A 14,705-nucleotide genomic window follows, 5' to 3' on the forward strand; every position below is an offset into this window, starting at 1 on the left:
GCCATGGACCTTCACGGCAAACGCATCACCGTACACGACATGTGCCTGCGCGACGGCATGCACCCCAAACGCCACCAGATCTCCCTGCAGCAGATGAAAGACATTGCCTATGGGCTGGACGCCGCTGGTGTGCCGCTGATCGAAGTGACCCACGGCGATGGCCTGGGCGGCAGTTCGGTGAACTATGGCTTCCCTGCGCACACCGACGAGCAGTACCTGTCGGCGGTCATTCCGTTGATGACCCACGCCAAGGTCTCGGCCCTGCTGCTGCCCGGGATCGGCACGGTCGACCACCTGCGCATGGCGTTCGAGCTCGGTGTCAGCACCCTTCGGGTCGCCACCCACTGCACCGAAGCCGATGTTTCGCAGCAGCACATTGCTGCTGCGCGAACGCTGGGAATGGACACTGTCGGCTTCTTGATGATGGCCCATATGAACAGCCCGGAAGGCCTGGCCCAGCAGGGCAAGCTGATGGAAAGCTACGGCGCCAATTGCATCTACATCACCGACTCGGCCGGCTACCTGCTGCCCCACGATGTCAGCGCACGGGTGGCGGCGCTGCGCGCAGCGCTCGAACCCGGTACCGAAATCGGCTTCCATGGCCACCATAACCTGTCGATGGGGGTGTCCAACTCCATCGCCGCCATCGCTGCGGGTGCCACGCGCATCGATGCGGCCTGCGCCGGCCTGGGCGCCGGTGCCGGCAACACGCCGATGGAAGTGCTGGTTGCGGTGTGCGACCGGATGGGCATCGAGACCGGGGTCAGTGTCTTCGGCATCCAGGATGTGGCCGAAGACTTGGTGGTGCCGATCATGGACTTCCCCATCCGCAGCGACCGCGATGCCCTGACGATGGGCTATGCCGGCGTCTATGGCTCGTTCCTGCTGTTCGCCAAACGCGCCGAGCAGAAATACGGCGTGCCGGCACGGGAGATTCTTGTGGAAATGGGCCGCCGTGGCATGGTCGGCGGCCAGGAGGACATGATCGAAGACACCGCCCTGACCCTGGCCAGGCAACGCAAGGCACACGCCTGACCTCCCCTGTGGCCCGGGCGCAGCCTGGGCCTTCGCGCTCGGCACCTGCAGGAGTCACCCATGCGCACTACGCCTGTTTCGCCCCTTGGCTGGCGCAGCCATGGGCTGCTGCTGCTGCTGGCGATGATGTACGCCGACAACTTTGTCGGCCGGCAGATCATTGCCGTGATGATAGAGCCGATCAAACAGGAGTTCGCAGTCAGCGACACCGCCATGGGTCTGGTTTCAGGCCTGGCATTTGCGGCCGTGTATGTACTGCTGGGCCTGCCCGCCGGGCGGTTGGCCGACCACATGCCGCGGACCCGCCTGCTGGCCGCGTCCACGCTGTTGTGGGCGCTGGCGACCGTGGTCTGCGGCCTGGCCGGCAGCTTCGCGATGCTGGTGATCGCCCGCATGGCCGTGGCGGTCTGCGAGTCGCCCAGCACCTCTACCTCGATGTCGATCATTGCCGACCTCTATCCACCCCACCGACGTTCGTTCGCCATCGCCTGCTACACCGCTGCGCCGACTTTTTCCACGATCATCGCCTTGTGCGTGGGCGCCTGGGTCGTGGATGAATACGGCTGGCGCAGCGCCTTTTTTGCGGTCGCCGTGCCCGCTTTTGTCATCAGCGCGCTGTGCGCCTTTGTCGTGCGCGACCCGGCACGCGGGCGTTTCGACCTCACGGTACAGGCCGCCCATCCCTTGCCGGGCCTGTGGGCCAGCGCCCGTGAACTGTGGGCGCAGCCGCCTTACCGCTGCCTGGTGCTGGCCTGCGGGCTCACCACCTTCAGCGCCTATGGCTATGCGATGTGGAACGCCAGTTTCCTGGTGCGCTCGCACGGTATGCCGCTGCAGTACGCCGGCATCCTCGCGGGGCTGGTGGGCGGCACCTGTGCCGGGCTCGGGGCCTTGTTCAGTGGCTGGCTGACCGACCACCTGGCCGTGAGGAGCCTGCGTTGGCACATTGGCGTACCGGTGATCGGCCATCTGCTGGGCAGCAGTGCGCTGATCATCTACCTGCTGTGGCCCCGCGATATCCTGATGCAGGTGGGTAGCGTTCCGGTACCCAGCGCGATGCTCTGGTGCGCACTGACCAGCTTCTTCTCGGTGTGGTGGGTGGGCCCTTCGTTCTCACTGCTGACGCAGATGGTACCGGCCTCGCGCCGGGCAACGGCGGTAGCGTTGCAAACCATTGTCTCGACCTTGTGTGGTGTCGGTATCGGCCCGCTGGCCACAGGGTTGCTCAGCGATGCCCTGATGCCGGTGTTTGCCGAGGAATCACTGCGTTACGCCTTGCTGCTGGTCAGTTGCACGATCGTCATACCGCTGGCGTTGCTGTGGCGCACCCACCAGCACCTGAACGGCCTCGTCCGGGGGGCCAGCTATGCCTAAGCAAGGCAACCTGGCGGCGGATGCCGAATGCGCACGGTTCATCATTGACGCGGCCACCGAACTGCTTGCCGAGGTGGGTTACGGCGCCATGTCCATGCGCCAGCTGGCAAGCCGTGCCGGCTTGCTGCCAGGCAGCCTCTACCACCATGTAGCGAGCAAGCAGGACTTGTTGTCGTGGGTACTCATGGACCTGCTCGAAACACGCGACAGCGCCTGGCGCGCGTTCCCAAAGCGTCGTGGCGTACTGGGTGAATTGCACAGTTTCATACGCTTCGTTCTGGCTTGGCAGGCCGCGCACCCGCTGCACGTCAAGGTGCTGGAGCGCGAACAGCATCACCTGGAACCGCACCTGCAGCACTGGCTGGCACGCCGTCCGGATAACCTGCGGCTGCAGTTGCAGGCCCTGGTGCACAAAGGCCTCAAGCAAGGGATTTTTGCAGGTATCGAAGCCGAGTTGGCCGCGCTGGCGATCATGGCCCTGGTGGGCACCGCCGACGCGCTGCGCCACACATCGCCCGCGTGGACAGCCTCACGCCTGGAAGCGCACTTCGTACAGATGACCCAGCGCCTGCTCAACGTGCAGGGCCAGCCGAACCTCTAGCAACTGTTCACACCGTTGAAACTTTCCCAGCGCAAGCCCAGTCCAGACCCCTATCGACCACAGCACGGGAGCAGACAATGACGGGCACGGTAGGCGACTTTCTGGTGGAGCGTTTGTATCAATGGGGGGTGCGGCGCATCTTCGGCTACCCCGGCGACGGCATCAACGGCGTGTTCGGCGCGCTGAGCCGGGCCAACGGCAAGATCCAGTTCATCCAGGCGCGCCACGAGGAGATGGCCGCGTTCATGGCCAGTGCCCACGCCAAGTTCACCGGCGAACTGGGCGTGTGCATTGCCACTTCAGGCCCCGGCGCATCGCATTTGCTCACGGGCCTGTACGACGCGCGCATGGACCACATGCCGGTGCTGGCCATCGTCGGCCAACAGGCGCGGGCGGCACTGGGTGGGCACTATCAGCAGGAGCTGGACCTGCTGTCGATGTTCAAGGACGTGGCCGGTGCATTCGTCCAGCAGGCCTCCACACCTTCGCAGGTACGCCACCTGCTCGACCGCGCCGTGCGCACTGCCGTCGGCGAGCGGCGGGTGACGGCGGTGATTCTGCCCAACGACCTGCAGGACCTGCCCTACCACGAACCGCCACGTGCCCACGGCACCGTGCATTCGGGCATCGGCTACAGCAAACCCAAGGTGGTGCCCTATGACAGCGACCTGCAACGCGCCGCCGAAGTGCTCGACGCCGGGCGCAAGGTCGCCATCCTGGTGGGCGCCGGGGCCTTGCAGGCAACCGAAGAAATCATCGCCATCGCAGACACGTTGGGCGCTGGGGTGGCCAAGGCGCTGCTGGGCAAGGCTGCAGTAGCCGATGACCTGCCTTGGGTGACCGGCGCCATCGGCTTGCTGGGGACCGAGCCCAGTTACCAGATGATGAACGAATGCGACACCCTGCTGATGGTCGGTTCGGGGTTCCCCTATGCCGAGTTCCTGCCCAAGGAGGGCCAGGCCCGTGGCGTGCAGATCGACCTGCAACCCGACATGCTGAGCCTGCGCTACCCCATGGAGGTCAACCTGGTCGGTGACGCTGGCGAGACCTTGCGTGCATTGCTGCCCCTGCTGCAACACAAGACCGACCGGCGCTGGCGCAAGAAGGTCGAGGGCTGGCGCGCACGCTGGGACAACACCCTGGCCAAACGTGCCATGGTCCATGCCGAGCCGATCAACCCGCAGCGCGTGGTGTACGAGCTGTCCCCGCGCCTGCCAGACGACAGCATCGTGACCAGCGATTCCGGCTCTTGCGCCAACTGGTATGCGCGCGACCTGCAGATACGCCAAGGCATGCAGTGTTCATTGTCCGGCGGCCTGGCCTGCATGGGCGCCGCCGTGCCCTATGCCATTGCCGCGAAATTCGCCCATCCGCAGCGCCCGGTGGTGGCCCTGGTCGGCGATGGCGCGATGCAGATGAACAACCTGGCCGAGCTGATCACCGTGGCCAAGTACTGGCAGCAGTGGGAGAACCCGCAATGGATCTGTGCGGTGTTCAACAACGAGGACCTCAACCAGGTCACCTGGGAACAGCGGGTCATGGAAGGCGACCCCAAGTTCGAAGCGTCGCAGTCGATTCCCGACGTGCCCTACCACCTGTTCGCGATCTCCATCGGCCTGCAGGGCATTTTCGTCGACCGTGAAGAAGACATCGCAGCCGCCTGGGAACGCGCACTGAACGCCGATCGCCCGGTGCTGATCGAGTTCAAGACCGACCCCAACGTGCCGCCCCTGCCGCCGCATATCAAGCTGGAACAGGCGAAGAAATTCGCCAGTACCTTGCTCAAGGGCGACCCCGACCAGGCCGGGGTCATCGTGCAGACGGCCAAGCAGGTGCTCAGTTCGGTGTTACCGGGGAAGAAGTGACGGCAGCTGGGCAGAAACGCTGAACGTTTGCCCGCCGGGGTCAGTCGCACACCGTAGACGCAGTCGACTGTGCGACCCCCAACCGTGAGGACACCCAATGAGCGCAAACTCCCCCCAGGGTGGCGAAGCACACCCCCTCCGCCTGACGATCAACGGCCAGGCCAGGTCGCTGCAGGTTCACCCCTGGACGACACTGCTCGACTTGCTGCGCGAGCAACTGGACCTGATCGGCACCAAGAAAGGCTGTGACCATGGCCAATGCGGTGCCTGCACGGTGTTACGGGACGGCAAACGCGTCAACGCCTGCCTGACCCTGGCCGTCATGTGTGACGGCGCCGACCTGGTCACCATCGAAGGCCTGGCCGTGGGTGACGAACTGCACCCCCTGCAGCGCGCATTCATTACCCATGATGCCTTTCAGTGCGGTTACTGCACCCCAGGCCAGATCTGCTCCGCCGTTGGCCTGGCAGAAGAAGGGCGCGCCTGCACGCGCGACGCCATTCGCGAGCAGATGAGCGGCAACCTCTGCCGCTGCGGGGCCTACAGCAACATCATCGCGGCGGTGGAAGAAGCACTGCCGCTGATGCGCGCCAAGGCCAACCTGCAGGGAGGGCCGCGCGCATGACGCCGTTCAGCTACCACAAGCCGGCATCGGTCGGCGAAGCCGTCGGCCTGGCCGACGCGTCCTCACGCTTCATCGCCGGTGGCACCAACCTCGTCGACCTGATGAAAGAAAACGTGGTGCGCCCCGAGCGCCTGATCGACATAACCGGCCTCGGGTTGAACGGTATCCAGGCCACCGCGAACAGTGGCGTGCTGATCGGCGCACTGGTCAGCAATGCCGAGCTGGCCTGGGCCTCTGTGATCGAACTGCACTATCCCCTGCTGGCCGAGGCCATTCTGGCAGGCGCCTCGCCGCAGTTGCGGAACATGGCCAGTACCGGCGGCAACCTGTTGCAACGCACCCGCTGTTACTACTTTTATGACACCGGCACACCCTGCAACAAGCGCGAGCCAGGCAGCGGCTGCCCGGCGCGCACAGGCCTGAATCGCATCCACGCCATCCTCGGTGCCAGCGATGCCTGCGTTGCGACACACCCTTCGGACATGTGTGTGGCGCTGGCGGCGCTCGAGGCCGTGGTCCATGTGCAGGGCCGGGCCGGCAAACGCCAGATACCCTTCGCCGACTTCCACCGCCTGCCCGGGGACGCACCGGAGCGCGACAATCAACTGGCCGCCGATGAGCTGATAACCGCCATCGAACTGCCGCCCCCCACGTTCGAAGACCACTACCGCTATTTGAAGATCCGCGATCGGGCGTCTTATGCGTTTGCACTGGTATCGGTTGCCGCCGGGTTGAACCTCGATGGCGGCGTGATCCAGGACGCACGCCTGGCGCTGGGTGGCGTGGCCCACAAGCCCTGGCGAGACCCGGCTGTCGAACGCACGTTGATCGGCCAGGCGCCCACGCAGGCGCTGTTCACCCAAGCGGCCGACGCCCTGCTGCAAGGCGCAGAACCCTTGGCCCACAACGGCTTCAAGGTGCCCCTCGCGCAACGTGCCATCGTGCGCGCATTAAGCGATGCGGCGCTCGGGGCAAAAGCCAGGGGGGCAACGTCATGAACATCAAAACAGCGGTAGTGGGCACGGCCATGGACCGTGTCGACGGGGTGGCGAAAGTCACCGGGCAGGCGCGCTATGCGGGCGAGTACCCAGAGGCCGGGTTGCTGCATGGCAGCGTGGTGTCCAGCACGATCGCCCGTGGGCGGGTGCTGAGCATCGACACTGCCCAGGCACTGAGCGTGCCGGGGGTAATCGCCGTGCTGGACCATGCCCATCGCCCTCGCGTTTCCAGTTACGACGACGATTACAGTGACGCCGACTCGGCCGAGGGCACGCCATTTCGGCCGTTGTTCAACGATCGCGTGCTGTACAGCGGCCAGCCCCTGGCGCTGGTGGTCGCGCAAAGCCTGGAGCTGGCAAGGTATGCAGGCTCGCTGGTGAAGGTCGAGTACCTCGAAGAACCCCATGAAACCGACCTGGCCAGCGTACTCGACAAAACGCACCCGGCACCCGCCGAAACGCCCGCCCCTCGCGGCGATTTTGCCGGGCAGTTTGCCAACGCCGCGGTGCAGGTAGACGCGACCTACCTCACCGCCAACGAACACCACAACCCGATGGAGCCCCATGCTTCGACGGTGCTGTACCAGGCCGACGGCAGCCTGGAAATCCATGACAAGACCCAAGGTACGCAAAATTGCCAGGACTACCTGCACAAGGTATTCGACCTGCCCAAGGAAAAAGTCCGGGTGCTGGCAGCGTTCGTCGGCGGTGCCTTCGGCTCGGGGTTGCGCCCGCAGTACCAGCTGCCCCTGGCGGTGATGGCGGCCTTGCACCTGCAACGTTCGGTGCGTGTCACGCTGACCCGCCAGCAAATGTTCACCTTCGGCTACCGGCCCCGCACCCAGCAACGGCTGCGCCTGGGGGCCGATTCGCAGGGGCGGTTGCTGGCGATTGCCCATGACGCGCTTGGCCAGACCTCACGCTTCGAGGACTTCACCGAGCACCTGGTGGAATGGAGCGGCATGCTCTACCAGTGCGACAACGTTGCCCTGAGCTACCGCCTTGCGCCCCTGGATGTGTACACCCCGCTGGACATGCGCGCACCGGGTGCCGCGTCCGGGATGATCGCCCTGGAATGCGCCATGGATGAACTGGCATGCGCAGCCGACATCGACCCGCTTGAGCTGCGCCGTCGCAATTTCACCGCTATCAATGGCAACGAGGGCAAACCCTATTCGAGCAAGGAGCTGCTGGCCTGCTATGACCAGGGTGCCCAGCGTTTTGGCTGGGGCAACCGCCGCCCACAACCCCGCAGCATGCGCCATGGGCAGCAGTTGGTTGGCTGGGGCATGGCAGGCGGGGTCTGGGAGGCCATGCAGATGAAAGCCAGTGCCAAGGCGCGCATCGATGGCGCAGGGCATTTGACCGTCAGCAGCGCGACTACCGACATCGGCACCGGCACCTACACCGTCATGACGCAGATCGCGGCCGACGCCGCTGGCGCCCGTGTGCAAGACGTGACCTTTGTGCTGGGGGACTCTTCGCTGCCGACCGCGCCGCTGCAGGGTGGGTCTTTCACGGTGTCGTCGGTAGGTTCGGCCGTGCGCCAAGCGTGCCTGGCCCTGCGCAGCAACGTGCTTGCGCATGCACGCCAGCATTACCCTGAGGTCGGCAACACGCCGGTGGAAGCAATCACGTTCGCTGACGGCTACCTGCTGGCAAGTAACCACCGCCTTGCACTCGCGGACATCGTGGCCAGTGCCCCCGAGGGGTTTTTCGAGGTGCAGGTCGAAGCAGCGCCCAGCGCCAAGCGCAAACCCTTCGCCACCGCGACCCATTGCGCCGTGTTCGTCGAGGTGCAGGTCGATGAAGACCTGGGCTCGGTCAAGGTCACCCGGGTGGTCAGCGCTGTGGCAGCGGGCCGCGTCGTCAACCCCAAGACCGCACGCAGCCAGATCCTCGGCGGTGTCATCTGGGGTATCGGCATGGCATTGCACGAAGCGACGCAAACCGATCACCGCTTGGGGCGAATCCTCAACCACAACCTGGCGGAATACCACATACCGGTAAACGCCGACAGCGGTGAAATCGAGGTCATCTTCGTCGAAGAGCACGACGACATCGTCAACGAGCTGGGCTCCAAGGGCGTGGGGGAAATCGGCGTGGTCGGTGTGGCGGCGGCGGTAGCCAACGCCATTTACCACGCCACCGGCAAGCGGGTGAGGGAATTTCCGATCACGCTCGATAAACTGCTGTAGCACGCCCTCAGCTCAGGCAGGCCAGCGTTGTCAGGGCATTGCCCAAGGCTGCGCCCGAAGCGGTATTGTCGAAGATGCACCAGGTCGGCACCCCCGCAGCATGGCTGCGCTGCAGCCGTGCCGCCAGGTTTTGCATCGGCCTCAAACCGCGCCGGGCTGGCAGCCACTCAGGCGACCTGAAAATCAATCATCCTGGTGTTCCTGAATGAGGTGCCGGCGCGGTACCACGCCCGTTTGCATGCACAACGGGGGGATGACAAGCATGATAATCCAGCCCCGCAACCGCCTTGAGAAAGGCCCAATCGGCCAGGCGCCGCAAGTCACGCCACTCTTGCCATTGGATCAGGTGCAAGCGGTCCATTTCATCGGCCTGGCGTAGCAGTTGCTCGTGATAGCTGCTGGGGCAATCGCGGCGCAATTGGTGGTCGTCGAAATGCTGGAACCATCGATTGATGGCTTCGAGGCGGCGCTGCGCCAGCCCTGTCTGCTGTGTAAACGCATTCATCCCGGTCATCCCGCGCGCTTCTGACAATCGAGCCGTCGGCAGCAAAATAGGTTCATTCAGAACTATCAACGGTCGAAGTCGCCGCTGAACCTGTTGGTCTGAACTTTGCGGTGCCCGTCAGTTTCCTCTGCATAGCCTCGTACATCCACCACTGCAGGAGATGCATGCCATGAGAGCGTTGACCTATCACGGAGCCAACGATGTCAGGGTCGATACCGTGCCTGACCCCAGCCTTCAGGAGCCGGACGACATCATCCTCAGGGTGACGGCCACCGCCATCTGCGGCTCGGACCTGCACCTCTATCGGGGCAAGATCCCGCAGACCGAATCGGGCGATATCTTCGGCCACGAATTCATGGGCATCGTCGAGGCCACCGGCAAGGACGTCACCCACCTGCAGGTTGGCGACCGTGTGGTGATCCCCTTTGTCATCGCCTGCGGCAGTTGTTTCTTCTGCCAGCACGATCTGTTTGCCGCGTGCGAAACCACCAATACGGGGCGCGGCTCCATCGTCAACAAAAAAGGCATCCCACCGGGGGCAGCCTTGTTTGGCTACAGCCATCTGTATGGCGGCATTCCTGGCGGGCAGGCCGACTATGTGCGCGTGCCCAAAGCCAATGTCGGCCCGTTCAAAGTGCCCACCGACCTGGCCGACGACAAGGTACTGTTTCTCTCCGACATCCTGCCGACCGCCTGGCAGGCGGTGATCAATGCTGAAGTCGGCCCAGGTTCGTCGGTGGCAATCTACGGTGCCGGGCCGGTGGGGCTGCTGAGCGCTGCCTGCGCGCGAATGCTTGGGGCACAGACCGTGTTCATGGTCGATGACAATGACTACCGCCTGGCGTATGCCCAGGAGGCTTACGGAGTGGTCCCGATCAACTTCGAGCAGGATGACGACCCGGCCGACAGCATCATCCGCCACACGCCAGGGATGCGCGGAGTGGATGCCGTGATCGATGCAGTCGGTTTCGAGGCCAAGGGCAGCACCGCAGAGACCGTGATGACGGCGCTGAAGATCGAGGGCAGCAGCGGCAAGGCCTTGCGCCAGAGCATCGCTGCCGTTCGTCGCGGCGGCGTGGTCAGCGTGCCCGGGGTGTACGCCGGCTTCATTCATGCCTTCATGTTCGGTGACGCGTTCGACAAGGGCCTGACGTTCAAGATGGGCCAGACCCATGTGCACAAGTACCTGCCTGAACTGCTGGAGCATATCGAGGCCGGGCGCCTGCAACCGGAGATGATCGTTACGCACCGACTTGCCCTGGAAGAAGCAGCCCTTGGCTACAAGCTGTTCGACCAGAAACAGGACAGTTGCCGAAAAGTCATTCTTGTTCCGGGGGCGGCACCCGGAACCCTGGGCAGCGACTTCGCATAGCGCTGATGAGGGCGGTGCAACCAGGCCCCGCCCTCCCCAACCGATCAGGCCAGCTGGATGTACACCGCGTAAGTGCCCAATAGCACCCAGAAGCCGAGAAAGATCCAAGGCGTGCGAAGTGAGAACAGCAGGGATTTGCGATGCCCTGCCCGGGAGGTTTCAGCCTCACAGAACAGCGGCGATTCGTCGTAGGCCAAGCCCATCATCGGCTCACTGCGCAGCAGGTGGCTTTGCTTGAGCTGCCAGTGATCGATGATCCGATAGGCAGCGCGAATACCCGGCCAGGCATTGAGCGAACTCAAAACACCCAGCAGCGCGAGAAAGGCAGGCACGATCAGGGTGAACATCTCACCCCAGCTCTGGTTCAGGTTGCCCATGGATGACACGAACGCAATCACCAGAAAAGACTGTGCAGCAAGATAGGCGTCGGTACGGTTGGCCAGGATGGTGGTTTCGTACTGGATTTCCCTTCGATAGAAATCAAGACGTTCCTTGGCGGTACCAAACATTCTTGCATTCTTTTCCTCGATCTCATGTTCGGGCGTCGATGGCGTGATGATACGAGGCACTTGCAGGCTCCGGTGTCGTTAAGCGTTGCGCGAAATGCGGGCTGTTCAGCGATAGAGCCATCGAGCGAGCGAAAAATTCAGTGCATCTGCGTGGCCTGACCGTCCGTCGTTGAAACCCGGCATCCACTCCAACACTCGCGTTACCCCCCTTTCGAATCGGTATGAACGTTCTCAACTGATGGAGCTTCTGCCATGCGCGACTACCCCACCCCACCCTTCCCGTCACAGCCGCAAAACGTGCCAGGCGCTCAACGCAAGATGGAGCCCTACCCCGATTGTGGCGAGCAGACGTACACCGGCAGCGGCCGGCTCGATGGCAAGATCGCGCTGATAACCGGTGCCGACAGCGGCATCGGCCGTGCGGTGGCCATTGCCTATGCCCGCGAAGGGGCAGACGTTGCCATTGCCTATCTCGATGAGCACGACGATGCGCAGGAAACCGCGCGCTGGGTCGAGGCCGCAGGCCGGCAATGCCTGCTGCTGCCCGGTGACCTGCGGCAAAAACAGCAGTGCTACGACATCGTCGACAAGACCGTGGCGCAATTTGGCCGTATCGACATCCTGGTCAACAACGCGGCGTTTCAGATGGCACATGAGTCGCTGGATGAAATCGACGATGACGAGTGGGTGATGACCTTTGATGTCAATATCACTGCCATCTTCCGCATTTGCCAACGGGCCTTGCCGTCGATGCCCAAGGGCAGCTCGATCATCAACACCAGTTCGGTCAACTCCGATGACCCCTCGCCCAAGTTGCTGGCCTATGCCGCCACCAAAGGCGCCATCGCCAACTTCACTGCAGGCCTGGCTCAGTTGCTGGCAGACAAGGGCATCCGGGTCAACAGCGTGGCACCTGGGCCAATCTGGACGCCGCTGATCCCGGCGACCATGCCCGATGAGGCTGTGAAGAACTTTGGCTCGGGCTACCCGATGGGCAGGCCGGGGCAGCCCGTCGAAGTGGCGCCGGTGTACGTATTGCTCGGGTCCGATGAGGCCAGCTACATCTCTGGCGCGCGCTACGCAGTAACGGGCGGCAAGCCTGTGCTGTGAAATGCCTGGCCCTTGCCAGCTCAACCGCTGCCGGCGAAGTTCACATCATTGGCATCGTCGTAAGTGTTGCGGGTTGCACATTCGAACTCGGCTTCGGCGCGTGTTGGAAAACTCAAACTGAGGCGGATTTTGTCTTGTGTGTCGTATAAGTCGTAGCCCTCGCCCAGGGCACTGGGGAAACCGATGCGCCGAGGCAAGATCTCTTTCTGACGAGGTACGGCGGGAACCACAACAAAGCGCCTATGCATGATCAGCCCTCTTCCGGCAGTTCTTTAGTATTAGTCCGACTATGACAAAGACTCAAGACGACTCATGCAAAGTTTTTTAATTCGCGGCACCCAATGCCAACAGCACCGAGGCTATTGGAGCCACAAATGCCGCTCCCCCAGTTGTTCAGGCGTTTTGTCTGAATCTGAAGCAATAAATGAACAGCCTCAAACGGTCACGGAGTCACAAATGAACACAGACCTTCCTGTGTTCGAATAGAGGTATGCGGTCATGGCTAACAATCAGGACAGGGGCGCAAATCAAGGCGACAACGCCGACTCCAAGGCCGGCGATGCAGGCCAAAGAGGTGGCCAGGGTGCGGGCGGTGACATGCCCGACAAACAAAAAGGCGGCCAGCAACCTGGGCAAAAGCCTGAAGACAAGATGAACAAGGATTGGGAACGCTCCAGGGACACCGGCAGCCAGGGTGGGCAGGCAGGTACCGATCAATCCACCGGGCAAAACCCGTCTGACCCTGGCCGTATGGGCGGCGGTCAAGCCGATCAAGGCGATACGCAGCACCAGGACAAGAATCGTTGATGCCAGTGGCCCCGGGGTGGCATTGCTGCCCTGGGGCCATAACGCAGGCGTATGTTGCTAGAGTTTGAAGCGCACGTGAATCGTGCTTTTACGTTCACTGCGATCCACCGTAATCGCCAGACTGCCATAGCCCGAATAGCTTTTTACCAGGCGCATGCCCAGCCCGGTGCCGGTGGGTTTGGGGTAAGACTCCGGAAAGCCATCGCCCTCGTCCGATACCGTGATCAGGGCATGATCACCGTGGCCCATTACGCTGACGTCCACCGTGCCTCTTCCATACTTCAGCGAGTTGGTGATCAGTTCGGATATCACCAGGCCCAGTGGCGCCATTCTTTCGGGCGCAAGAATGAACGTGTCAGCATGCAGCACTATCTTGCGGTCGGCCAATGCCTTGCCCAGATCACCCAGCAGCGCCTCCAGATAATCCGAGACGCGCACGTGCTGCGTTTCAGCATTCTGATAAAGACGCTCATGGACGCTGGCAATGGTCAATACGCGGGTCGCGGCTGTTTCCAGTTGCAATTTGACCGCTTCATCAGCGGCCATATTTGCCTGCAACAGCAATAAGGTGTTGACCAAGTGCAGGCTGTTCTTCACCCGGTGGTGGATTTCTTCCAGGTGCAGGTCGGTTCTATTCAACTTGGTATTTTGTGCATCGATCAACGATAACAATTGGGCTTCATGATGCCGACGTTCGGTAATGTCACGCGACACTGCGATGATCTTTGCAAATTCGCCTTGTTCACCAAATATAGGCGCCACCGTCACATCCCACCATTTCGGCTCGTTCTGCAGCGTTGGGCAGAAGGCCTCGAAACGCGCTGACTCCCCACTCGTTACTCTTCTGATAGCGTCCAGCACCACACTGCGGGATTCATCTGGCCAGATCTGCGGCCACGCCACCCCACGTATCTGAGCGAGGTCGCCGATGTGCAACAGGCACATGCCGGCATCGTTCATGAACTCGATGTCGCCGCTCGCCGAGAGGATTTTCACGCAGTCGGGGCTGGCGTTCAGCACACTTTCGGAATAGGGGTCCGAAGACTGCATTTCTGCGCCTGCAGTGATCCTTTCCACCGCCATGGAGATGACGTTGGCAATGCCTTCCAGGAACACCAGGTCGCTTTCGATGAAGTCTTCGCCATTACTGCTGTCCGCTTCGAGTACTCCAAAGGGGGCAGTGGTGCCTCGAATAGGCACGTTGATCGCTCGCTCGATGCCGTACTTCTTGAGCAGCGAGGGGGTTCTGAAACGTTGCTCCTGCCCCAGATGGTTCGACAGCACAGGCCTGTAGGTCGAAATGGCGTAGCCCGCAGGGCTGGCGATATCGCCACCTACCGTGGCGTGCCCGATATCAGCGTCATCCCAACCCACACCATGGGACAGCAGAAACTCATCGCTGTCGGGTATCGGCGTAAGCACCTTGGCAAAGCGGGTGTCCATGCCCTTGGCCACGGCAGAGCAGGCTTGGGTCAGCAACCCATCCAGGTCAGACGACTTGAGTGACATGACGCCGTACTCGACCACCAGTTCATGCTGGCGATGAAGCCTGGCGTGCGACTTCTGCAACGCGGCGCGAATCGTTTCGTCAGGGGTTTGATGCATGGGGACGATATCCAAAGCTGGTTGAGATGCACGCTGAAACGGTTGCGCCGCTGTGCCAGACGCCAAGTAACATAGCAGCAGATGCCAAGCTAAGAACATGG

14 protein-coding genes and 1 pseudogene are annotated in these 14,705 nt (G+C 62.6%); 10 read left to right on the top strand and 5 right to left on the bottom strand.

Features of this window, described 5'->3' with window-relative positions; all coding sequences use genetic code 11:
- The first annotated feature begins 3 nt into the window (after positions 1–3).
- From dmpG to DJ563_RS09020, 7 genes are all read left to right on the top strand, one after another.
- Positions 4–1,035, top strand: coding sequence for a 4-hydroxy-2-oxovalerate aldolase (dmpG, locus tag DJ563_RS08990; protein WP_434519317.1), 1,032 nt, complete (start codon positions 4–6; stop codon positions 1,033–1,035).
- Between the two features lie 60 nt (positions 1,036–1,095).
- Positions 1,096–2,409 carry a spinster family MFS transporter gene (locus DJ563_RS08995; protein WP_274099329.1) on the top strand — a complete coding sequence of 438 codons (1,314 nt, stop codon included), beginning with the start codon at positions 1,096–1,098 and terminating at the stop codon, positions 2,407–2,409.
- Positions 2,402–3,010 (top strand): TetR/AcrR family transcriptional regulator, encoded by a 609-nt coding sequence (locus DJ563_RS09000; RefSeq protein WP_434519318.1) that lies wholly within the window; start codon positions 2,402–2,404, stop codon positions 3,008–3,010. Before DJ563_RS08995 ends, DJ563_RS09000 begins: the two co-directional genes overlap by 8 nt.
- Before the next feature lie 77 nt (positions 3,011–3,087).
- Entirely contained in the window at positions 3,088–4,875 is a 1,788-nt protein-coding gene (locus tag DJ563_RS09005) for a thiamine pyrophosphate-requiring protein (protein WP_274099331.1), read from the top strand.
- A gap of 97 nt (positions 4,876–4,972) precedes the next feature.
- Positions 4,973–5,500 (top strand): (2Fe-2S)-binding protein, encoded by a 528-nt coding sequence (locus tag DJ563_RS09010; RefSeq protein ID WP_434519319.1) that lies wholly within the window; start codon positions 4,973–4,975, stop codon positions 5,498–5,500.
- Positions 5,497–6,498, top strand: a complete 1,002-nt coding sequence (locus DJ563_RS09015) for an FAD binding domain-containing protein (RefSeq protein ID WP_434519320.1) — start codon at positions 5,497–5,499, stop codon at positions 6,496–6,498. The genes DJ563_RS09010 and DJ563_RS09015 overlap by 4 nt, the downstream gene beginning before the upstream one ends.
- Positions 6,495–8,696 (top strand): xanthine dehydrogenase family protein molybdopterin-binding subunit, encoded by a 2,202-nt coding sequence (locus DJ563_RS09020; RefSeq protein ID WP_434519321.1) that lies wholly within the window; start codon positions 6,495–6,497, stop codon positions 8,694–8,696. The genes DJ563_RS09015 and DJ563_RS09020 overlap by 4 nt, the downstream gene beginning before the upstream one ends.
- Positions 8,697–8,703: 7 nt before the next feature.
- On the opposite strand, the pseudogene DJ563_RS09025 reads toward DJ563_RS09020, so the two are convergent.
- Positions 8,704–8,832 (bottom strand): annotated as a pseudogene (locus DJ563_RS09025) (DUF72 domain-containing protein); the annotation flags it as partial.
- A gap of 51 nt (positions 8,833–8,883) precedes the next feature.
- Positions 8,884–9,210, bottom strand: a complete 327-nt coding sequence (locus tag DJ563_RS09030; RefSeq protein ID WP_434519322.1) for a hypothetical protein — start codon at positions 9,208–9,210, stop codon at positions 8,884–8,886.
- 160 nt (positions 9,211–9,370) lie between these two features.
- Here DJ563_RS09030 and DJ563_RS09035 point away from each other — a divergent pair, with 160 nt between their 5' ends.
- Positions 9,371–10,573, top strand: a complete 1,203-nt coding sequence (locus DJ563_RS09035) for a zinc-dependent alcohol dehydrogenase (protein ID WP_274099335.1) — start codon at positions 9,371–9,373, stop codon at positions 10,571–10,573.
- 44 nt (positions 10,574–10,617) lie between these two features.
- On the opposite strand, the gene DJ563_RS09040 is transcribed toward DJ563_RS09035, so the two are convergent.
- Entirely contained in the window at positions 10,618–11,142 is a 525-nt protein-coding gene (locus tag DJ563_RS09040; RefSeq protein ID WP_033698504.1) for a hypothetical protein, read from the bottom strand.
- Positions 11,143–11,334: 192 nt separating this feature from the next.
- On the opposite strand from DJ563_RS09040, the gene DJ563_RS09045 reads away from it, so the two are divergent.
- Positions 11,335–12,192: an SDR family oxidoreductase gene (locus tag DJ563_RS09045; RefSeq protein ID WP_186660901.1), complete on the top strand. Its 858-nt coding sequence runs from the start codon at positions 11,335–11,337 to the stop codon at positions 12,190–12,192.
- 20 nt (positions 12,193–12,212) lie between these two features.
- On the opposite strand, the gene DJ563_RS09050 is transcribed toward DJ563_RS09045, so the two are convergent.
- Entirely contained in the window at positions 12,213–12,446 is a 234-nt protein-coding gene (locus DJ563_RS09050) for a hypothetical protein (protein ID WP_274099339.1), read from the bottom strand.
- A gap of 343 nt (positions 12,447–12,789) precedes the next feature.
- Between DJ563_RS09050 and DJ563_RS09055 the strand changes: the two genes are divergently transcribed.
- On the top strand, positions 12,790–12,999 hold the full coding sequence (locus tag DJ563_RS09055; protein ID WP_434519323.1) for a hypothetical protein: 210 nt from the start codon (positions 12,790–12,792) through the stop codon (positions 12,997–12,999).
- A 57-nt stretch (positions 13,000–13,056) separates the two neighbouring features.
- On the opposite strand, the gene DJ563_RS09060 is transcribed toward DJ563_RS09055, so the two are convergent.
- Complete coding sequence (locus tag DJ563_RS09060) at positions 13,057–14,604, bottom strand: sensor histidine kinase (RefSeq protein ID WP_434519324.1); 1,548 nt, start codon at positions 14,602–14,604, stop codon at positions 13,057–13,059.
- Between the last annotated feature and the right edge of the window lie 101 nt (positions 14,605–14,705).

The organism is Pseudomonas sp. NFX1, from assembly GCF_051123555.1.
In the GTDB taxonomy this organism is placed as follows: domain Bacteria; phylum Pseudomonadota; class Gammaproteobacteria; order Pseudomonadales; family Pseudomonadaceae; genus Aquipseudomonas; species Aquipseudomonas capeferrum.

Bases quoted from the DNA above. Each gene is read 5' to 3' on its own strand.
- dmpG (WP_434519317.1), top strand. From the start codon at position 4: ATGGACCTTCACGGCAAACGCATCACCGTACACGACATGTGCCTGCGC.
- DJ563_RS08995 (WP_274099329.1), top strand. From the start codon at position 1,096: ATGCGCACTACGCCTGTTTCGCCCCTTGGCTGGCGCAGCCATGGGCTG.
- DJ563_RS09000 (WP_434519318.1), top strand. From the start codon at position 2,402: ATGCCTAAGCAAGGCAACCTGGCGGCGGATGCCGAATGCGCACGGTTC.
- DJ563_RS09005 (WP_274099331.1), top strand. From the start codon at position 3,088: ATGACGGGCACGGTAGGCGACTTTCTGGTGGAGCGTTTGTATCAATGG.
- DJ563_RS09010 (WP_434519319.1), top strand. From the start codon at position 4,973: ATGAGCGCAAACTCCCCCCAGGGTGGCGAAGCACACCCCCTCCGCCTG.
- DJ563_RS09015 (WP_434519320.1), top strand. From the start codon at position 5,497: ATGACGCCGTTCAGCTACCACAAGCCGGCATCGGTCGGCGAAGCCGTC.
- DJ563_RS09020 (WP_434519321.1), top strand. From the start codon at position 6,495: ATGAACATCAAAACAGCGGTAGTGGGCACGGCCATGGACCGTGTCGAC.
- DJ563_RS09030 (WP_434519322.1), bottom strand. From the start codon at position 9,210: ATGACCGGGATGAATGCGTTTACACAGCAGACAGGGCTGGCGCAGCGC.
- DJ563_RS09035 (WP_274099335.1), top strand. From the start codon at position 9,371: ATGAGAGCGTTGACCTATCACGGAGCCAACGATGTCAGGGTCGATACC.
- DJ563_RS09045 (WP_186660901.1), top strand. From the start codon at position 11,335: ATGCGCGACTACCCCACCCCACCCTTCCCGTCACAGCCGCAAAACGTG.
- DJ563_RS09055 (WP_434519323.1), top strand. From the start codon at position 12,790: ATGCCCGACAAACAAAAAGGCGGCCAGCAACCTGGGCAAAAGCCTGAA.
- DJ563_RS09060 (WP_434519324.1), bottom strand. From the start codon at position 14,604: ATGCATCAAACCCCTGACGAAACGATTCGCGCCGCGTTGCAGAAGTCG.